The organism is Bradyrhizobium genosp. SA-3, assembly GCF_004212635.1.
Taxonomy (GTDB): domain Bacteria; phylum Pseudomonadota; class Alphaproteobacteria; order Rhizobiales; family Xanthobacteraceae; genus Bradyrhizobium.
Genome location: NZ_PSRT01000067.1, coordinates 1 through 18,825, shown reverse-complemented (window position 1 = coordinate 18,825; position 18,825 = coordinate 1). Strand labels below are relative to the sequence as shown.

The window sequence follows — 18,825 nt, the reverse complement described above, 5'->3', positions numbered from 1 at the left end:
CGTGCCTAGATCCGTCCCATCAGGAGCAGGATCAGAAGGATGACGATGACGAGTCCGAGGCCGCCGCCGCCATAGTAGCCGGTGCCGTAGAACGGCCCGCCGCCGATGCCGCTGAAGCCGCCGAGCAGGGCGATGACCAAGATGATCAGAATGATCGTGCCGATAGACATGCGAGTCTCCTCCGCCCTTTCTTGAAAGGGTCGTTGCACCTGTCCCGTCGTGCGGGGGCAACTTGCCGCAGGTTTTAAAGTTCCGCCTTCGCAAGTGGGCCCCAACTGCGGCATGCATGGAACTTTTGCCGTTCCATGCGGCATGATCAGGTGAGGGTCAGTCAGCAGGGTCACGGCCATGTCAGAACCGCTCGTCGTCTCAATTCCGCATCGTCTCGGCCGCGATGAGGCAGTGCGCCGGCTCAAGACGGGGCTTGGCCGCGCCGCAGCAAGCATCCCCGTGTTGCAAGTCGAAGAGGAGCGCTGGAGCGGCGACAGCATGAATTTCCGCATCCGCGCGCTCGGGCAGATCGCGACCGGCCAAGTCGACGTCACCGAAGATCACGTCCGGGTCGAGGTGGTGCTGCCCTGGCTGTTGCAGCGCTTTGCCGAGATGGCCCAGGCCGCGATCAGGAAGCGCGGACAGTTGCTGCTGACCAAGGACGGGGGCAAGTAGCCTCAGGCGCGCACGCGCTGCCGCATCGGCTTCGCTGCACTGGCGGTGCGCGCCTCGATGATGGTCGCGGGAAGATCGCGCAAGGCCTGCGCGAGCGGCAGTTCGTTGCTCGGAAGATCCGTCGCGGCATAGCCGGTGATGTCGACGGTGGCATCGAAGCCCTCCAGCGCGGGCCATTCCCGGCCTCCTTGCGTGAACGGCGCGAAGTGACGCCCGACCACGACGATTGCGGCCGCGCGGCCATGGCGGCGGGCGAAGGCGATGACGTGGTCGGCATGCAAGCCGCGCACCTCGAGCGGCTGATAGTCGCCCCGGACGAAGATGTCGGGAAGCCGGTTGCGCAGCTTGAGGAGATGACGCGTCCAGGCCAGCTTGAGCTGGCCGTCCGGCCAGGCCTTGATCAGGCCACGCCAATCCGGCTTGTCCAATGAGTTCAGCGCTGCACGGCAGGCGACAAAGTCCACCGGACGACGGTTGTCGGGGTCGACCAGCGACAGGTCCCAGAATTCGGTGCCTTGGTAGAAGTCCGGCACGCCCGGCAGTGTTGCCTTGAGCGTGAGCTGGCTCAGCGAGTTCAACATGCCGAGCAGTGCGACGCGGCGGGCCAGGGTCTGCAGCGCCTCCAGGAAATCTGCAGACTGAGTGGGGTCGAGGATCTTGCCGATGAAGCTCTTGAGGCCGTTCTCATACGCTTCGTGCGGATTGAGCCAGCTCGTCTCCTCCTTGCCTTCACGCGCGGCCTTGAGGGCATAGGCCTGGATGCGCTCGACGACATCAGGATCGACCGGTCCCTGGAGCGGCCAGGCCCCGAGCAGCGTCTGGTAGAGCATGTACTCGAAGGTCGCCGACGGCGCCCGGAAACTGCCGTGGTGTGTGAGATGCGGCGCGTTCAACACCTTCCAGCGCGCCACCGCGCTGGTCCATTCACCGGGAAGCTCGCTGAGCGCAGCGATGCGCGCGCGGGCATCTTCGCCGCGCTTGGTGTCGTGGGTGGCCGTGGCGGTCATGCCGTGCGGCCATTCCTTGGCGCGGGCCTGCATGGCCTGGTGGAAAGCGGCAATGGTGAGGCCGATGCTTGCGGGATCACCGCCGACCTCGTTCAGCGCGAGCAGCCGGTGGAACTGGTAGAACGCGGTGTCCTCCACCGACTTCGCCATCATCGGTCCGGTGAATTGCTGCACCTTCAGCGCGAAGCGGCGCACGCGCGGGGCGCTGTGCGGGGGACGGCCCGGCTTGAGCAGGTCCATGGTCAGGGCGTCGCGCAGGAAGTCGAAAATGCCGTCATCTGCGGCGAACCATTCTGCGCGCGCCCGCGCGATGGTCTCCTCGATCAGCTTGCGATCGTGTGCGGTCGGCGCGCTCGTCGTGAGGTAAGTGCGGTAGACCGGGAAATGCAGCACATAGAGTTCGAGCGCCTGGCGCAGGCTGTCGGCGGAGAAATCGCGCGTCGAGTAATGCCCGTTGGCGATGCGCGCCAAAAGCCGCGTCAGCACGGTGAACTCGCTGGTGAGCAGTGTCTCCAGCACCCGCCGCTTGGCGTCCTTGACGTAAGGCGCAAGCCGGGGCGGCCGGTTGCTGATCTGCCGCCAGGTCTCGTCCAGCGCCGCCAGTCCCTTGGCGTCGACCAGCACCTGGATGATGACGTTCATCCATTCATAGCCGGTGGTGCCCTGGACGCCGGCGAAGTGCGGCAGGCGTTCGTGCTCGCACAGGATCTTCTCGATCAGGGTATAAAAGGGCTTCGTCGTACCCTGCGCATCGCGGACCAGCCGGCGCAGCCGCTGGCAATATTGCGCGGGATCGCGCAGGCCGTCGATGTGATCGAGGCGGATGCCTTGCAGTCTGCCGTCGGCGATGAGCTGCTTGACCAGCCGGTGCGTAGCGGCAAACGTGCCGGGATCCTCGACGCGCAAGCCCGCAAGTCCGTTGATGTCGAAGAAGCGGCGATAGTTGATGTCACTGGAGGCGAGCCGCCAATGTCCGAGCTTGTAGTGCTGGCGCTCGAGCAGATGATGCAGCGCCAGCGTCTGGGCGGGACGGTCCTTGGCGGCGCGGTATGCGGTGAGGCCGCGCGCGATGATGTCGGCAGCACCCGCAATGCCCTTGAGTTCTGCCTTGAAGGCGGGAGCTTCCTTGCGGTTGGGACGGCGCAGTCCGGTGTAGTGCGCCGCGAGCGCGAGCAGGCGCTTGCCGGGCTCGGTTTCCGCCGCGTCCACCTCCTTGACGATCATCCGCAGCACTTCGCCATAGCGCTCCGGCGCGACGGGCAAGCGATGCTCGAAATACCAGGCGGAAAGACTTCCCTCATCCGGATCGTAGCGCAGCTCGATCTCGCCCCGCTCGAGCGCCTCGCCATAGGACACGCCGAGAATCGGCAGCAGCACGCCGCCGCGGGCGCGGAAGGCCAGTTGATCCCAGTCGATGTCGAAGGAGACGGCGTGCGGCGAAGCCTGGCCCCACTCCAGCACGTCGAGCCACCAGGGATTGTCGGCAAAATGCACGCCGACATGATTGGGCACGAAATCGATGATGAGGCCGAGATCGTGCTGCTGAAGCGCCTCGCTCAGCCGTGCGAAGCCGGCCTCGCCGCCGAGCTCGGGACTGAGCTGGCTGTGATCGACGGTGTCGTAGCCGTGGGTCGAGCCCTTGCGGGCCTTCATCACCGGCGAGGCATAGAGGTGCGTGATCCCCAGCGCCCTGAGATAGGGCACGACGGCGGCGGCCTTGTCGAAGTCGAAATCCGCGGTGAGCTGGAGCCGGTAAGTCGCGAGCGGAATGGCAGGAGGCATGCTAACCTCCGAGACGCCAGACCACCGACCAGGGCGGAAGCCGCTCGCCGGCCTCGCCGCCCCAGATCGGCGTGCCCGCACTGCTGTTGGAATACGCAACATCCTTGTCCGAGAGATTGGCGGTCAGGCGTAGCGTCGCACCGTCCCCCATGCGCCAATGCGCCGTGAGCAGGCCGGTATCCGCTGCCTCGGCGTCGCCGAACGTTGCTCCTTTCAGCCGCGGCATGACTTCCTTGCGACGGAGCGCGAGCAGCTCGCGCACCAGCGCGAGTCGCGCGTCCTGCTCGGGCGTGCGGCCGTTCCAGTCGAGCATGGCCGATTGCAGCGTGGTCGGATCGAGCGGATCCGGCACCTCGTCGCCGTATTTCTCATAGGCCCAGGCATATTCCTGCTTGCGCCCCTTGCGCACGGCATCGGCCAATCCGCCGTGGAAGTCGCAGAAGAACGGGAAGGGCGCTGTCGAGCCCCATTCCTCGCCCTGAAACAGCATCGGGATCATCGGTGCGAGAAGCGTCACCGCGAGCGCGGCCTCGATCTGTTTTGGCGATGTCAGGCTCTCGAGCCGGTCGCCGAGTGGGCGGTTGCCGATCTGGTCGTGATTCTGGAGAAAGTTGACGAAGGTCGCCGGCGGCAACTCGCCGCTCGGCTCGCCGCGCGGCTTCTTGCCCCAGAATTCCGAGATCTCGCCCTGGTAGACGAAGCCGGAAGCGAGCGCGCGCGCAAGATCCATGCGCGGCGTCTGGTAGTCCGCGTAGTAGCCGGCGAGCTCGCCGGTCAGCATCACATGCCAGACGTGGTGATAGTCGTCGTTCCACTGTCCGCGATATTTGCCGTTCGGCGGCTCCTGCGCGGCATCGAGCAGGCTCGCGCGGTTGTCACCGTTCTCGAGCACCAGATGGATGTGCCGTCCAGTGGCCTTGGCGAGCTCGCCGGCGGCGACGCTGAGGTCTTGCAGCATGGACTGCTCGCCGGGCACCGCCATGATGTGGTTGGCGGCATCCAGCCGCAGGCCATCGAAGCGGTAGTCGCTGAGCCAGGACAGCGCGTTCTCGACCGCGAACGCGCGCACCTGCGGCACGCGATAGTCGATTGTGCTGCCCCATGGCGTGTGCGCGTCGGTAAAGAAGCTCGGCGCATAGCGGCCGAGGTAATTCCCCTCGGGGCCGAAGTGATTGTAGACGACGTCGAGGAACACCATGAGCCCGCGCAAATGCGCCTCGTCGATCAGCGTCTTCAGGTCTTCGGGCCGGCCATAGGCGCTGTCGGGCGCATACCACAGCACGCCGTCATAGCCCCAGCCGCGACGGCCGGCGAAATCGGCCAGCGGCATCAATTCCAGCGCGGTGATGCCGCTCGCCGTGAGATGATCGAGCTTGTCGATCATGCCGCGGTAGGTGCCCTCTGGCGTGAAGGTGCCGACATGGGTCTCGATCAGCACCGTCTCTTCCCAGGGGCGGCCGCGCCAATCGCGCGCGCGCCACACGAAGGCGTCGTGATCGATCACCTCGCTCGGGCCGAACACATCCTCGGGCTGGAAAGCCGAGGCGGGATCGGGCACGTCGATCTCGTCGTCGATCCTGAATTTGTAATCGCTACCGGCGCGCAGGCCGGCAATGTCGGCCACGTACCAGCCATCCTGGCGGCGCTGCATCGCGTGCCTTCTGTCGAGCAGGAGATCGACACGGCGCGCGCCAGGCGCCCACAGCCGGAACGACACGCCGTCCTTGGTCGCCCTCGCCCCGAAGGATGGCCTCATGGCGCCCCCGCGAAGGCGAGCACGGATCGCGGCGGCGCCTTGCTGTCGCTTCCGGGCAGGAAGTCGATCGAGTTCAGCCTGGCCTCGGTCGTGTTGAGGATCTGCTGCCAGCTCTTGTACTCGGTCATTTTGGGCAATTTAAATGCGATCTCTTCGGGAGCGGCGTTCAGAACGATAAAGATCGCGGCGCTGCCCGGTTCCATCGGCCCCATCACATAGGAGAGAAACCGCCCCTCTGGGAATTTCCAGTCGTTCTCCGTCATCTCGTCCCCGGCGGGCGTCAGCCACAGCGCGCCGTAGGAGATGGCGTCCTTGGGACGGCCGTCGAGCCAGCGATGGCTGCGGAGTTGCGAGAACCGGCGGCGGATATCGGCGAGATGGGCGACGAAATCGACCATGTCGTCGCCCTCCTTGCCGAGATTGTCCCAGCCGACCCAGCCGACCTCGTTGTCCTGGCAATACGCGTTGTTGTTGCCGGATTGAGAATTGCCGACCTCATCGCCGGCGAGGATCAGCGGAACGCCTTGCGCCAGCATCAGGCAGGCCAGCACGTTCTTGCGAAGCTGCCGGCGCAGGCCGAGGATTTGTGGATCGTCGGTCGGGCCCTCGACGCCGCAATTGTTGCTGTGGTTGTCGTTGGAGCCGTCGCGATTGTCCTCGCCGTTGGCCTCGTTGTGCTTCTCGTTGTAGCTGAAGAGGTCGGCGAGCGTGAAGCCGTCATGCACGGTGATGTGGTTGATGCTGGCGCGTGGCCGCCGTCCGTCATGGTTGAACAGGTCTGATGACGCCGTCATGCGGCTGGAGATGTCGCCGATCAGGCTGCCTTCGCCGCTCCAGTAGCGGCGCATGGCGCTGCGATAACGATCGTTCCACTCCGACCATTGCGAGGGGAAGGCGCCGACCTGGTAGCCGCCGAGCCCGAGATCCCACGGTTCGGCCACGAGTTTGACGGTCGCCAGCACCGGATCCTGCCGGACCGCGGTCAAGAACGAGATGCCGCGATCAAAGCCGTTCGGGCCGCGCGCCAAGGTGGTGGCGAGGTCGAAACGGAAGCCGTCGACATGGCAGACCTCGACCCAGTAGCGAAGCGAATCCATCACCATCTGGAGCACGCGCGGATGGGCGAGGTTCACCGACGAGCCGCAGCCGGTGAAGTCGTCGTAATAGCGCGGGTTCTCGCGGCTCAGCCAGTAATAGGAGGCGTTGTCGATGCCGCGATAGCACAGCGTCGGGCCGAGGTGATTGCCCTCGGCGGTGTGGTTGTAGACGACGTCCAGCATCACCTCGATGCCGGCATCGTGCAGCCGCGCGACCGTGGTGCGGAAGGAATCCAGCGCGTTGTCCTGGGCGTAGCGCGGCTCGGGTGCGAAGAAGGACAGCGTGTTGTAACCCCAGTAATTGGCGAGCTTCTTTTCCACCAGGATACGGTCGTCGACGAAGCTGTGGATCGGGAGAAGCTCGATCGTGGTGACGCCAAGCCTCTTCAGATGCTCGATCATCGCCGGCGACGACAGGCCACCATAGGTGCCGCGCAGATTGGGCGGCACGTCGTCGCGCTTCTGCGTCAGGCCCTTGACGTGGGCCTCGTAGATGATGGTGTCTTCCCAGGGGATGTTGGGACGGATCTCGCGCCGGCCCCAGTTGAAGGTCTCGTCGACGACGACGGCCTTGGGCATGCCGCGCGCATTGTCGCGCCGGTCGAACGACAGGTCCTCGCGCGGCGAGCCGGTGCGGTAGGCGAAATGCGCATCGCTCCAGACCAGCCGTCCGGCCAGCCGCTTCGCATAGGGATCGAGCAGCAGCTTGTTGGCGTTGAAGCGGTGGCCGTGCTCGGGCTCGTAGGGGCCGTGTACGCGATAGCCGTAGAGCTGGCCGGGCGAGACGTCGTTGAGATAGCCGTGCCAGACGTCCTCGGTCCTCTCAGGCAATTCGATGCGTTCGAGCTCGCGGCGGCCTTGCGTGTCGAACAGGCAGAGCTCGACCTTCTGCGCGTTGGCGGAGAACAGCGCGAAATTGGTGCCGCGTCCGTCCCAGCTTGCGCCGAGGCGTGCGGGCGATCCAGCAGTCAAGCGCATGTGTCAACTTTCCGGAACGAGGAAGATCGCGGCAAGTGGCGGAATGGTGAGGCGGAGCTCGCCGCCCTCGGCATGGACTTCGCCGATGTTGCCGACGTTGCTGCCGCCATAGTGGGCGGAATCCGAGTTGAGCACTTCCTTCCACTTGCCGCCAAAGGGCACGCGAACGCGATAGTTCTGGTAGACGTTCGGCGAGAAGTTGACGATCACCAGGCACCGCGCTTGCTCGTCGAAGCCCTTGCGCAGCCAGGCGAACACGTTGCGGTTGGCGTCGTCGGTGATCAGCCATTCGAAGCCGGCCTGGTCGCAATCCATCTGATGCAGCGCCGGCACCGCGCGATAGAGCCGGTTGAGATCGCGGATCAGCGCCTGGATGCCGGAATGGTACTTGTATTCGAGCAGGTGCCAGTCGAGCGACTGGTCGTGGTTCCATTCGCGGCTCTGCGCGATCTCCGCGCCCATGAACAACAGCTTCTTGCCGGGATGGCCGAACATGAAGCTGTAATAGGCGCGCAAGTTCGCGAATCGTTGCCATTCGTCGCCGGGCATGCGGCCGAGGATCGAGCGCTTGCCGTGCACGACCTCGTCATGCGACAGCGGCAGGATGAAGTTTTCCGAAAATGCGTAGTGCAGGCCGAACAGGATCTCGCCGTGGTGGTGCTTGCGGTAGATCGGATCCTTGCTGATGTAGCTCAGCGTGTCGTGCATCCAGCCCATGTTCCACTTGTAGCCGAAGCCGAGCCCGCCGAATTCGACCGGGCGCGAGACCTGCGGCCAGGCGGTGGACTCCTCAGCCGCCGTGGTCGCCTGCGGGAAGCGGGCGAAGACTTCCGTGTTGAAACGGCGCAGGAAATTGATCGCCTCGATGTTCTCCCGCCCACCATACTGGTTCGGAATCCACGCGCCGGGCGGCCGGCTGTAATCGAGATAGAGCATCGATGCCACGGCATCGACGCGCAGGCCGTCGATCGCGTAGCGCTCCAGCCAGAACAGCGCGTTCGACACCAGGAAGTTAGTCACTTCGGTGCGGCCGTAGTTGTAGATCAGCGTGCCCCAGTCGAGGTGGCGCCCCTGGAGCGGGTTGGCGTGCTCGTAGAGCGAGGTGCCGTCGAAATGACCTAGCCCGTGCGGATCGTCCGGGAAGTGGCCGGGCACCCAGTCGAGCAGCACGCCGACGCCTTCGCGGTGGCAGGCATCGACGAGAACGGCAAAATCCTCCGGCGTGCCGAAGCGGCTGGTCGGGGCATAGAGGCCGGTCGGCTGGTAACCCCAGGAGCCGTCGAACGGATGCTCACTCACCGGGAGGAATTCGAGATGGGTGAAGCCCATGTCGCGGGCATAAGCCGGCAGCTGCTCGGCCAGTTCGCGATAGGTCAGCCATTCATTGCCGTTCTTGCGCCGCCACGAGCCGAGATGGACCTCGTAGATCGACATCGGCGCCGACAGCGCGTTGATGCCGTCGGGCGCCGGCCGCGGCCGCGGCAGGCGCGCCTCGTCGAACACGATCGACGCTGTCTTGGGCCGCACCTCGCTCGCAAAGCCCAGCGGATCGGATTTCAACGGAAGCATATGGCCATGCGGGCCTATGACTTCGAACTTGTAGTGATCGCCAACCTTCGCATGCGGGATGAACAGCTCCCAATAGCCGCTGCCGCGTACCCGCATGGGATGGCGTCGCCCGTCCCAGAAATTGAAATCGCCGACCACGGACACGCGCCGCGCATTCGGCGCCAGCACCACGAAGCCGATACCGTCGACACCTTCGTGCCGCATCGGATGGGCGCCGAGCTTGTCGTAGAGGCGCTGGTGGGTGCCTTCGCCGAGCAGGTAAAGGTCGAAATCGGTCAGGATCGGCGGAAAGCGGTAGGCGTCCTCGAACTCGACGACGTTGCCGCCGAATTTCGCGCGCAGCTGGTAATGCTTCGAGCCGTTGGGCAGGGCCCCGATGAACAGGCCGGAATCGTGCACGCGGTCGAGCGGGGCGACTTCGCCATGCTCGCCGACCGCCTCGACATCGGAGGCTTCGGGGAGAAAGGCGCGCACCACGCTTCTACCGCCCTCGGGATGCAGCCCGAGATAGTGGAAGGGATCGGAGTGGCGGCCTTCGATGATCGCGTAGGCCTCAGCAGGCAGTTTAGGCATGGGCTTCGCTCTCGGCACTGGACAGAATGCGAAGCAGTCCGGTCAGCGGCGCATTGAGCCCCTCAGGCCGGTGGGACAGCTCGTACTCTACTTCGTTGAACGCTTGATCAAGCAGGAAGAAACTTATCAGGCCGTCCGCGGATTGCGGATCTTGCGGCCAAATCCGCCGATCGGTCATGGTTTCGCGATAGGCGGACAAGAAGGTTGCGGTAGCGCGCTCGCGCCATTCGTCGAGCGCGGCCACGAGCCGGCCCTGCTCGTCGGAGGCGCCCGTGAGCGCGCGACTGAGGGCCGCGTTGACCGAAACATCAATCGAGTGGATCAGGCCCGCGACGTCGCGCGCGGCCGGCGCCTTGCGCCGCTTGTCGGCCAGTGGCACACGCGGATCGCCGTCGAAGTCGATGATGAAGATATCGTCCTTCACGATCAGAGTTTGCCCGAGACGGAAGTCGCCATGATGACGGATGTTCAACCCGCCGATCCCGGAAGGCAATAGCGCATTCAGCCGGTCGGGCAGGGTCGCACGGGCCTCCGTGAGCTGATCGATCAGCGGCCGGTCCGCCTCCCGCAGGCCGTCGCGGCTGTCGGCCAGCCGTTCGAAAACCCGCTCGGCGCGCGCCTTGAGGTCGGAGACGAGGCGCGTGATGTACGAGGAGCCGATCGGCTCCGGAGCGAGCTCGTCCGGCTTTGCCGCGGCCAGCGCGACATGCAGCTCGCCGAGCCGCCGGCCGATCTGCGCGATGAAGTGCAGGTAGGGCGCCTGCTCCTGGGTTTCGCGGAGCGTTTCGCCCGCCGGCAGCACGCGCTGCTCGTCGATATAGCGATCGAGATAGCCCGTTGTCACAGTCCAGCCGTCGCCCTGGTTCTCGACATAGGCATGCAGCACGCCGAGCGCGCTGCGCTGCTCGCCCTCGACCAGCTCGACGCTACCCAGCAGCGCCGGCGTGTTGGCAAAGCGGGCGATCTCGGTGAGATAGTGACCGATCTCGATCTCGGGACTGATGCCGCTTTCGAGCCGACGATAGATCTTGGCGACGTATTGATTGTCGATCAGCGCGGTACTGTTCGACTGCTCGATCGCGCGGATGCGTTCGGGCTCCTTGATGATGTATTCGGCAAACCGGCTGGTCGCCTTGAATTCCAGCCGCAGATTGTTCTCTTCCACTGCCAGATTCTGCGACAAATTGCGCAGGAACAGGCCGATGAAGATCTGCTCGGTCGCGACATCGAGCAGCGTGCCTTCGCGCGCGCCCTGACGCACTGCGGCGAGCGCCTTCGGGTTGAAGCGTTCGCGATCGAAGCGCACCCACTCGATCTGCAACGGCAGCACATAGCGTGTCGTCTCGTTCCCCTGCTTGGTCTCGAAGAACGCGATCCAGGGCCGGTTGTCGCCGATGTCGCAGAACGGCGCCGCCGAGGTCAGCGTGGTCTTGATGTGCTTGGCATTGTGCTCGGGATACCATCGCGTCCGCGACAGGAATCCCGGCAGCACGTCGCGCTCGAACACGCCGCGCTCGCGGGCGAGCGACACCCAATTCGAGTTGACCGGCACCACCAGCGTCTCGAACTCCGGCACCGCGCGCGGCGTCACCGGCTCGGACTTGTCGCGCTCCTGAAGCTGGAACCAGTAGAAACCGTAAGGTCCCAGCGTGATCATGTAGGGCAGTTCGCCGATCGCGGGGAAGCGCGTGCGGCCGAGCATTTCCTGCGGGATGCGGTCCTTCCAGGGCGACAGATCGAGCTCGGTCGCCTGCGCGGCGCGCGACAAATTGGCGACGCAGAGGATCACCTCGTCGCGGTATTGCCGCACATAAGCCAGCACGGCGCGGTTGGCCGGGCGGATGAAGGTCATGGTGCCGCGGCCGAAGGCGAGCGTCGACTTTCGCACTGAGATCAGCCGCTTGGTGGCGCTGAGCAGCGAGGACAGGCTGCGCGACTGCGCCTCCACGTTCACCGCCTCGTAGCCGTAGACCGGGTCCATGATCAGCGGCGCGTAGAGGCGGGCCGGGTCGCAGCGTGAGAAGCCGCCGTTGCGGTCCGGGCTCCACTGCATCGGCGTGCGCACGCCGTTGCGGTCGCCGAGATAGATGTTGTCGCCCATGCCGATCTCGTCGCCGTAATAGACGATCGGCGTGCCGGGGAAGGACAGCAGCAGCGAGTTCATCAGCTCGATCTTGCGGCGGTCATTGTCCATCAGCGGCGCAAGGCGCCGGCGGATGCCGACATTGATGCGCGCGCGCGGGTCGTTGGCGTAGGTGGTCCAGAGATAGTCGCGCTCGACGTCGGTGACCATCTCGAGCGTGAGCTCGTCATGGTTGCGCAGGAACAGCGCCCATTGGCAGCTCGCCGGAATGTCCGGGGTCTGGCGCAGGATGTCGGTGATCGGGAAACGGTCCTCTTGCGCGATCGCCATGTAGATCCGCGGCATCAGCGGGAAATGATAGGCCATGTGGCACTCGTCGCCACGGCCGAAATATTCCTGCACGTCCTCCGGCCATTGATTGGCCTCGGCCAGCAGCAGCTTGCCCTTGGAGTAGGCGTCGAGCTCCTGGCGCAAGCGCTTGATGATCGCATGCGTCTCGGGCAGGTTCTCGTTCGAGGTGCCCTCGCGCTCGCACAGATAGGGAATGGCATCCAACCGGAAGCCGTCGACACCGGCATCGAGCCAGCGCTTCATCACCTGGATGAGCGCGCTCACCACGCGCGGATTGTCGAAGTTGAGGTCGGGCTGGTGCGAGAAGAAACGGTGCCAGTAGAACGCGCCGGCCTCGGGGTCCCAGGTCCAGTTCGACTTCTCCGTGTCGGTGAAGATGATGCGCGTGCCCTGGTATTTCTGATCGGTGTCGCTCCAGACATACCAGTTGCGGGCGCTTGAGCCCGGATGGCTGCGGCGCGCGCGCTTGAACCATTTGTGCTGGTCCGAGGTGTGGTTGACGACCAGCTCCGTGATGACGCGCAGGCCCCGCTTCTGCGCCTCCTGGATGAAGCGCTTGAAATCCTTCATCGTCCCGAAATCGGGATTGACCGCGCCGTAGTCGGCGATGTCGTAACCGTCGTCTCGGCCGGGCGAGGGGTAGAACGGCAGCAGCCACAGCGCGGTGACGCCGAGCTCCTGGAGATAGGGCAGCTTCTCGGTCAGCCCGGCGAAGTCGCCGATCCCGTCATTGTTGCTGTCGGCAAACGCCTTGACGTGGAGCTGGTAGATGATGGCGTCCTTGTACCAGAGCTCGTCCACGATCTCGGCAGCCTCGGCTTTCTTGGTGTCGACGGAAGACAGAACATTCATGGCGTGAACCCTTACGCCAGGCAGCGGAACAAGAGCGCCGGATCGCGCTCGGGATCGATACGCAACCTGACCCCACCCCATTCGATGCGGGACTGTTCGCCGGTGAGGAGGTTTTCGAGTGCCGTCACATGGTGTCGCTGCCCGCCGGCGTCAACGGTGACGTCGCCGAGCGGCAGCCAGAATTCGCGCACATGGCGCGACAGCGCGATTACGACGATGACGGTGTTGGCGGGCTCGGCGGCCTCCTTGGCGAAGGCAATGGATTCGCCATCCTCGACGCCGAGGAAGCGCAAATTGGCCGTCTGCCGGAGCGCCGCATTCTCGTTGCGGACGCGATTGAGCGCGGTGATGTAGGGCTTGATGTTGCCGGATTTGTCCCAGTCGCGCTGCTTGATCTGGTATTTTTCGGAATCCAGATATTCTTCACGGCCGGGAATCGCCTCGTGCTCCAAGAGCTCGAAGCCGCTGTAGATGCCGTAATTGCCCGACAGCGTCGCGGCCAACGCAAGGCGCGACTTGAACGCCCAGGCTTCGCCGCTCTGGAGGTGATAGGGCAGCAAGTCGGCTGTGTTGACGAACAGGTTCGGGCGATAGAAGTCGCGTTCGGGATAGCGCGTCAGTTCGCCGAGATATTGCTCCAGCTCCCACCGCGAGGTGCGCCAAGGGAAATAGGTGAAGGACTGCGCAAAGCCGAGCTTGGCGAGGCCCTTCATCAGCTTCGGCCGGGCGAAGGTCTTGGAGAACAGGATCACCTCGGGGTGGCGGCGGCGGATGTCGCGGATCAGCCATTCCCAGAACGGAAACGGCGCGGTGTCGTGATTGTCGATGGCGAAGATGGTCACGCCATGGTCGATCCAGAACAGCATGGCATCACGAAACGCGTTCCACAGCCCAGCCCTGTCGATGGAATTGAAATCCGGGATGATAATGTCCGAATAGGGGCCATCCGCCGTCCGCACCGAGCGATCCGGCCGCCACTTGAACCATTCCGGATGCTGCGTCAGCCAGGGATGGTCCGGCGAGCATTGCACGGCGAAGTCGAGCGCGAGCTCGAGGCCGTATTCCAGGCAGGTCGCAACCAATGCGCGGAAATCCTCGATCGTGCCGAGTTCGGGATGCAGCGCATCGTGGCCGCCTTCCATCGTCCCGATCGCATAGGGCGAGCCGGGATCGCCTGCATTCGCCACCGGCGCATTGTTGCGGCCCTTGCGGCGGGTGTGGCCGATCGGGTGGATCGGCGTGAAGTAGAGCACGTCAAAACCCATCGCGGCGATGTCGGGCACGCGGGCGATGCAGTCGCGAAGCGTGCCATGCTGGCCGGGAATCCGGCTCTGGCTGCGTGGCATCATCTGGTACCAGGCGCCAAAGCGCGCCTTGTCGCGGTCGATGATCAGCGGAAAAAGGGCCGAGCGGGTGAGGTCGGGCCGCGACTGGCTCTCGGCCATGGCTTCGCCGAGCTCGGTTGCGAGCAGCGGGCCGACGTCGCCGCTCTGCAGATAGTCCTCGCACTGCCTGATGATGACCACTGCTGCGTCTTGCCGTGCGCCATGCGCCTTGGTCAAGAGGCCGGCGCCCTCGATCGCGTCGAGGGTGAGGTCCGCACCGGAGCGTTGTTTGCGCGCGACGCCGTGGGACCAGGTGGCGAACTCGTCGGTCCAGGCTTCGATGGCGTAGATGTATTGACCGGCCGCGGTTGGGACGATGGCGCCCGACCAGCGGTCATTGCCATGATGGCTCATCGGCTCACGCTGCCATTCGCGGTCCTGCTCGCGGCGCCACAGCAGCGCGGCGCCGATCACGGCATCGCCGTCGCGATAGATGTCGGCCCAGACCTCGACCCGGTCGCCCGCGATCCGCTTCACGGCGAAGCGGCCGCCATCGATCAAGGGATAGACGTCTTCGATGAGGAAAGCGCTGCCGGCTGCGGCACTTTCGACAGTTTGAATTGTCTTGTTCACGGTGATGCCATTGACAAGAAAGCAGGGGCCCGTTTCCCTTGTCGGGAACCTACGCTTGATACCTATATAAAAAGCCGCTTGTGTGTCATTAGTTCCGGCGGGGAACGGCAGGCGCGGTTTGTGAGTTAAGCCCGACTAACGTCTTTCGCTGCCTCGTTAAATCGATGCCCCCGGCAAAAGGGTGGCTTGCAAGCTGCGTGCCGAATGGATCTCATAACTCAAGCCCGGATCAAGGGCGTCCAGTCCGAATTCATCGATGCCCTGGGCAAGCTGCGGGTGACCGACCCCGTGGCCCTCAAATCCATCCTCGACGCCCTGCCCGAGAAGCGGGTTTACCGCTTCGTCGGCGGGCCGGTCGTGGTGCGTGCCTTGGGGCATCCGCGGACGGAATTGGCGGCCATCGGTGCGCCACCGCTGCAATGGAAATTAACCGCAAATGGCAAATTGATCGCGCAAGGCGAGACGCGCGAGCCCGTGATCGCCTGGCCGGCCGGCCTGCCGCTCGGCTATCACCGTTTGACGCTGACCGATGCCGAATGTGCGACGGAAGAGGTGCCGATGATCGTGGCGCCCGAGCGCGCCTTTGGCGGCGATTTCGACCGCGGCTGGCTGCTTGCCGTGCAGCTCTACAGCGTCCGCTCCAACCGCAATTGGGGTATCGGTGACTTCACGGACCTGGCCGATCTCGTCCGGCTCGCCAAGCAATTGGGGGCCGACGGCGTCGGGCTCAATCCGTTGCATGTGCTGTTCGACGACCACCCCGCCGATTGCAGCCCCTATTCGCCGAACAGCCGGCTGTTTCTCAATCCGCTCTACATCGACGTCGCGGCGATCCCGGAATTTGCGCCCGACCTCGTGCCGGATGCCGCAGCGACCGCCGCGCGGCTGCGCGAGGGCGACCGTGTGCCGTACGCGGACATGGCGGCGTTGAAATGGCTGGGCCTACGCGCCGCCTTCAACAGCTTCGTGACGAGCGCGAGCGAAGCGCGCCGCCGGGAGTTTGACGCCTTCCGTGCCGCCCGCGGCCCGCTGTTGTCCCGCTTTGCCTGCTTCGAAGTGCTGCGTCATCGCTTCACCGTGCCATGGTGGGAATGGCCGGTGGAATGGCAAAAGCCCGACGATGCGAAATGCGCTGCGCTGCGCAATGGGCCCGACAAGCGCGATGTCGAGTTCGTCGAATTCGTGCAATGGACGGCTGACAGCCAGTTGCATGCGGCCAAGGAGCTGGCCAGCCAGCTCGGCATGCCGGTCGGGCTCTACCTCGACGTTGCCGTCGGCGTGCAGTCCAATGGTTTCGATGCCTGGAACGAGCAGATGGCGATTTCGCGCCATCTCGCCGTCGGCGCGCCGCCCGATGTGCTCAATACCGTCGGCCAGGACTGGGGTCTTGCCGGCTTCAACGCGGGCGGCCTGGAAGCCCAATCCTTCGTGCCGTTCGCCGACATGCTCGCGGCCTCGATGCGCCATGCAGGCGCCATCAGGCTCGATCACGTGCTCGGCTTGAAGCGGCTTTATCTGGTGCCGCGCGGCTTCAAGCCCGACAACGGCGCCTATGTGCAGATGCCGTTCGAGGCGCTGCTGGCGGCGGTGGCGTGCGAGAGCGCGGCTCATAAATGCATCGTGATCGGCGAGGATCTCGGCACCGTGCCGGAAGGTTTCCGCGAGACGATGCAGGATTTCGGCATCTGGTCCTACCTCGTCATGATGTTCGAGCGCGACGATGCCGGCCATTTCCGTAACATCGACCACTACCGGCCCAATGCGCTGGTTACGCTTAATACGCACGACCTGTCGACCTATGCCGGCTGGCGCTCCTTCAGCGACCTCAAGATGAAGCTTTCGCTCGGGATCGATCCCGGCGAAAGCGAGCAGGCGCGCTGGGACGCGCTCGGCAGGCTCGACGAGATTTTGCGCCAGAACGGCATCAACGCCAACGATCTCTATTCCGTGCTCGCCTTCCTGTCGCGCACGCCATCGCGGCTGCTCGCGGTGTCGCTGGAGGATCTGCTCGGCGTGATCGATCAGCCCAACATCCCCGGCACGATCGACGAGCATCCGAACTGGCGCCAGCGGCTTCCTGTTACAATCGACAAGATCGCCTCCAAGGTCGATCTCACGGCTTTGAAGGCAGCAACGCGGGAACGTTCATTGACCGGCGGGAGTTGAACCGCCGGGGCTTCTCAGGCTCGCACGACATTGTCTCAGAGGATCGAGGACTATGCGCTGATAGGCGACTGCGAGACCGCGGCGCTGGTCGGGCGCAACGGCTCGATCGACTGGCTGTGCTGGCCGGCCTTCGATTCCGATGCCTGCTTTGCCGCGATCCTCGGCACGCACAAGAACGGCCGTTGGCTGATCGCACCGAGCGTGGATGTCACCGCTACGTCGCGCCGTTATATTGGTAATTCACTCATCCTCGAAACCCGCATCGAGACGAAGAGCGGCACCGTCTTGCTGATCGACTTCATGCCGCCACGCGGCAAGGCGTCCGACATCGTGAGGCTGGTCCGCGGCATCAGCGGCGCGGTGAAGATGCGGATGCAGCTCGTCATCCGCTTCGGCTTCGGCACCGACATTCCCTGGGTGCGGCGGATCGACCATTCCCTGATGGCAATCGCCGGCCCGGACATGATTGTGCTGCGCACGCCTGTCGAGACCCGCGGCGAGGATCTGACCACGGTTTCTGACTTCGAGGTGAGGGCCGGCGAGACCATACCCTTCGTGCTGACCTACGGGCCCTCGCATATCGCGCCGCCGGCGCCGATCGACCCGGAGATCGCGCTCCAGGAGACCGAAAGATTCTGGCACGACTGGTGCAGCCATTGCACCCGCGATGGCGGCTATCACGATCTCATCGTACGTTCGCTGATCACGCTGAAGGCGCTGACCTTCGCTCCGACCGGCGGCATCGTGGCGGCACCCATCACCTCATTGCCGGAAAAGCTCGGGGGCAGCAGGAACTGGGACTATCGCTTCTGCTGGCTGCGCGATGCCACCTTCACGCTGCTTGCGCTGATGAACTCGGGCTATACCGAGGAAGCCCTGGCCTGGCACAATTGGCTCTTGCGCGCCGCCGCCGGCTCGCCCTCGAACATGCAGATCATGTACGGCATCTGGGGCCATCGGCGGCTCTTGGAATGGGAGGCAGGCTGGCTCGATGGCTATGAGGGCGCCCGGCCGGTGCGCGTCGGCAATGCCGCGCATGCGCAGCTCCAGCTCGACGTCTATGGCGAGCTGATCGATGTATTTCATCAATCGCGCATGGCCAAGCTCAAGCTCGATGAGGAGAGCTGGGCGCTGGAATGCGCGGTGCTCAATCATCTCGCCGAGGTCTGGGACCGGCCCGATCACGGCATCTGGGAGCGGCGCGGCCAGCCCAAAAACTACGTCTTCTCCAAAGTCATGACCTGGGTCGCCTTCGATCGCGGCATCAAGAGTGCGCAGACCTTCGGCTTCAAGGCGCCGCTGCTGCACTGGCAGGCCTTGCGCGAGGCCATTCATCGCGACGTCTGCAACTACGGCTTCGATGCCGACCAAAACACCTTCGTCGAGTCCTACGGCTCGAAGCTGCTCGATGCCAGCGTGCTGCTGCTGCCGGCGGTCGGCTTCCTGCCGGCGACCGATCCGCGCATCTGCGGCACCATCGCTGCTGTCGAGAAATGCCTGATGCGCGACGGCTTCGTGCTGCGGCACGATCCGCGCGAGCTGCCGGCGGAGCAGCCGCCGCTCGAAGGCGCGTTCCTGGCCTGTAGCCTATGGCTGGCCGATGCCCATGTGCTGTCGGGCAATCTCGACAAGGCGCAAGTCTTGTTCGATCGCGTGGTGCGGATTGCGAACGATGTCGGGCTGCTGGCGGAGGAATACGATTCCGTGGCGCGGCGCCAGACCGGCAATTTCCCGCAGGCGCTGACCCACATCGCGCTGATCAACACCGCGCACAACCTGTCGGCGGCCAGGCGTCAGAGCGAGAAGCCGGCCGTGCAGCGGTCGCAGTAAGGTGAGCGCGTAACAGTGCCAAGTGCGGTGAAATGCGGCTTGATCGCTGCCAGGGCGGAGGTGCGCCCCCTCTCCCGCTTGCGGGAGAGGGTTGGGGAGAGGGTGCTTCCACAATGGGACAATCCCCAAGAGGAGAAAGCCCTCACCCGCCGCTACG

Annotated in this window: 10 protein-coding genes; 3 read left to right on the top strand and 7 right to left on the bottom strand. The window is 64.7% G+C overall.

All coding sequences use genetic code 11. From position 1 onward, the window contains the following. Window positions 1–5 precede the first annotated feature (5 nt). Window positions 6–170 carry a DUF3309 family protein gene (locus CWO91_RS23180; protein ID WP_018318514.1) on the bottom strand — a complete coding sequence of 55 codons (165 nt, stop codon included), beginning with the start codon at window positions 168–170 and terminating at the stop codon, window positions 6–8. A gap of 178 nt (window positions 171–348) precedes the next feature. Here CWO91_RS23180 and CWO91_RS23175 point away from each other — a divergent pair, with 178 nt between their 5' ends. After that, entirely contained in the window at window positions 349–666 is a 318-nt protein-coding gene (locus CWO91_RS23175) for a polyhydroxyalkanoic acid system family protein (RefSeq protein WP_091879667.1), read from the top strand. A gap of 2 nt (window positions 667–668) precedes the next feature. On the opposite strand, the gene treY is transcribed toward CWO91_RS23175, so the two are convergent. Genes treY through CWO91_RS23145 form a run of 6 tightly spaced genes read right to left on the bottom strand, consistent with a single transcriptional unit; the run spans window position 669 to window position 14,672 of the window. Then, complete coding sequence (gene treY / locus CWO91_RS23170; protein ID WP_130216590.1) at window positions 669–3,455, bottom strand: malto-oligosyltrehalose synthase; 2,787 nt, start codon at window positions 3,453–3,455, stop codon at window positions 669–671. Between the two features lies 1 nt (window position 3,456). Further along, window positions 3,457–5,211, bottom strand: coding sequence for a malto-oligosyltrehalose trehalohydrolase (treZ, locus tag CWO91_RS23165; protein WP_130216588.1), 1,755 nt, complete (start codon window positions 5,209–5,211; stop codon window positions 3,457–3,459). Next, window positions 5,208–7,286, bottom strand: coding sequence for a glycogen debranching protein GlgX (glgX, locus tag CWO91_RS23160; RefSeq protein WP_130216586.1), 2,079 nt, complete (start codon window positions 7,284–7,286; stop codon window positions 5,208–5,210). Before glgX ends, treZ begins: the two co-directional genes overlap by 4 nt. A 3-nt stretch (window positions 7,287–7,289) precedes the next feature. Next, window positions 7,290–9,428, bottom strand: coding sequence for a 1,4-alpha-glucan branching protein GlgB (gene glgB / locus CWO91_RS23155; RefSeq protein WP_165405648.1), 2,139 nt, complete (start codon window positions 9,426–9,428; stop codon window positions 7,290–7,292). Beyond that, on the bottom strand, window positions 9,421–12,714 hold the full coding sequence (gene treS / locus CWO91_RS23150; RefSeq protein WP_130216582.1) for a maltose alpha-D-glucosyltransferase: 3,294 nt from the start codon (window positions 12,712–12,714) through the stop codon (window positions 9,421–9,423). Before treS ends, glgB begins: the two co-directional genes overlap by 8 nt. Before the next feature lie 11 nt (window positions 12,715–12,725). Continuing rightward, window positions 12,726–14,672 (bottom strand): maltotransferase domain-containing protein, encoded by a 1,947-nt coding sequence (locus CWO91_RS23145; RefSeq protein ID WP_130216580.1) that lies wholly within the window; start codon window positions 14,670–14,672, stop codon window positions 12,726–12,728. Between the two features lie 204 nt (window positions 14,673–14,876). Here CWO91_RS23145 and malQ point away from each other — a divergent pair, with 204 nt between their 5' ends. Both malQ and CWO91_RS23135 read left to right on the top strand, forming a co-directional pair. Then, complete coding sequence (gene malQ / locus CWO91_RS23140; protein WP_130216578.1) at window positions 14,877–16,838, top strand: 4-alpha-glucanotransferase; 1,962 nt, start codon at window positions 14,877–14,879, stop codon at window positions 16,836–16,838. 30 nt (window positions 16,839–16,868) lie between these two features. Beyond that, on the top strand, window positions 16,869–18,668 hold the full coding sequence (locus CWO91_RS23135) for a glycoside hydrolase family 15 protein (RefSeq protein ID WP_130216576.1): 1,800 nt from the start codon (window positions 16,869–16,871) through the stop codon (window positions 18,666–18,668). Window positions 18,669–18,825: the final 157 nt, after the last annotated feature.

What these genes read in the sequence shown, in the direction of transcription:
- CWO91_RS23180 (WP_018318514.1), bottom strand. Translation starts at nt 170, where the DNA reads ATGTCTATCGGCACGATCATTCTGATCATCTTGGTCATCGCCCTGCTC.
- CWO91_RS23175 (WP_091879667.1), top strand. Translation starts at nt 349, where the DNA reads ATGTCAGAACCGCTCGTCGTCTCAATTCCGCATCGTCTCGGCCGCGAT.
- treY (WP_130216590.1), bottom strand. Translation starts at nt 3,455, where the DNA reads ATGCCTCCTGCCATTCCGCTCGCGACTTACCGGCTCCAGCTCACCGCG.
- treZ (WP_130216588.1), bottom strand. Translation starts at nt 5,211, where the DNA reads ATGAGGCCATCCTTCGGGGCGAGGGCGACCAAGGACGGCGTGTCGTTC.
- glgX (WP_130216586.1), bottom strand. Translation starts at nt 7,286, where the DNA reads ATGCGCTTGACTGCTGGATCGCCCGCACGCCTCGGCGCAAGCTGGGAC.
- glgB (WP_165405648.1), bottom strand. Translation starts at nt 9,428, where the DNA reads ATGCCTAAACTGCCTGCTGAGGCCTACGCGATCATCGAAGGCCGCCAC.
- treS (WP_130216582.1), bottom strand. Translation starts at nt 12,714, where the DNA reads ATGAATGTTCTGTCTTCCGTCGACACCAAGAAAGCCGAGGCTGCCGAG.
- malQ (WP_130216578.1), top strand. Translation starts at nt 14,877, where the DNA reads ATGGATCTCATAACTCAAGCCCGGATCAAGGGCGTCCAGTCCGAATTC.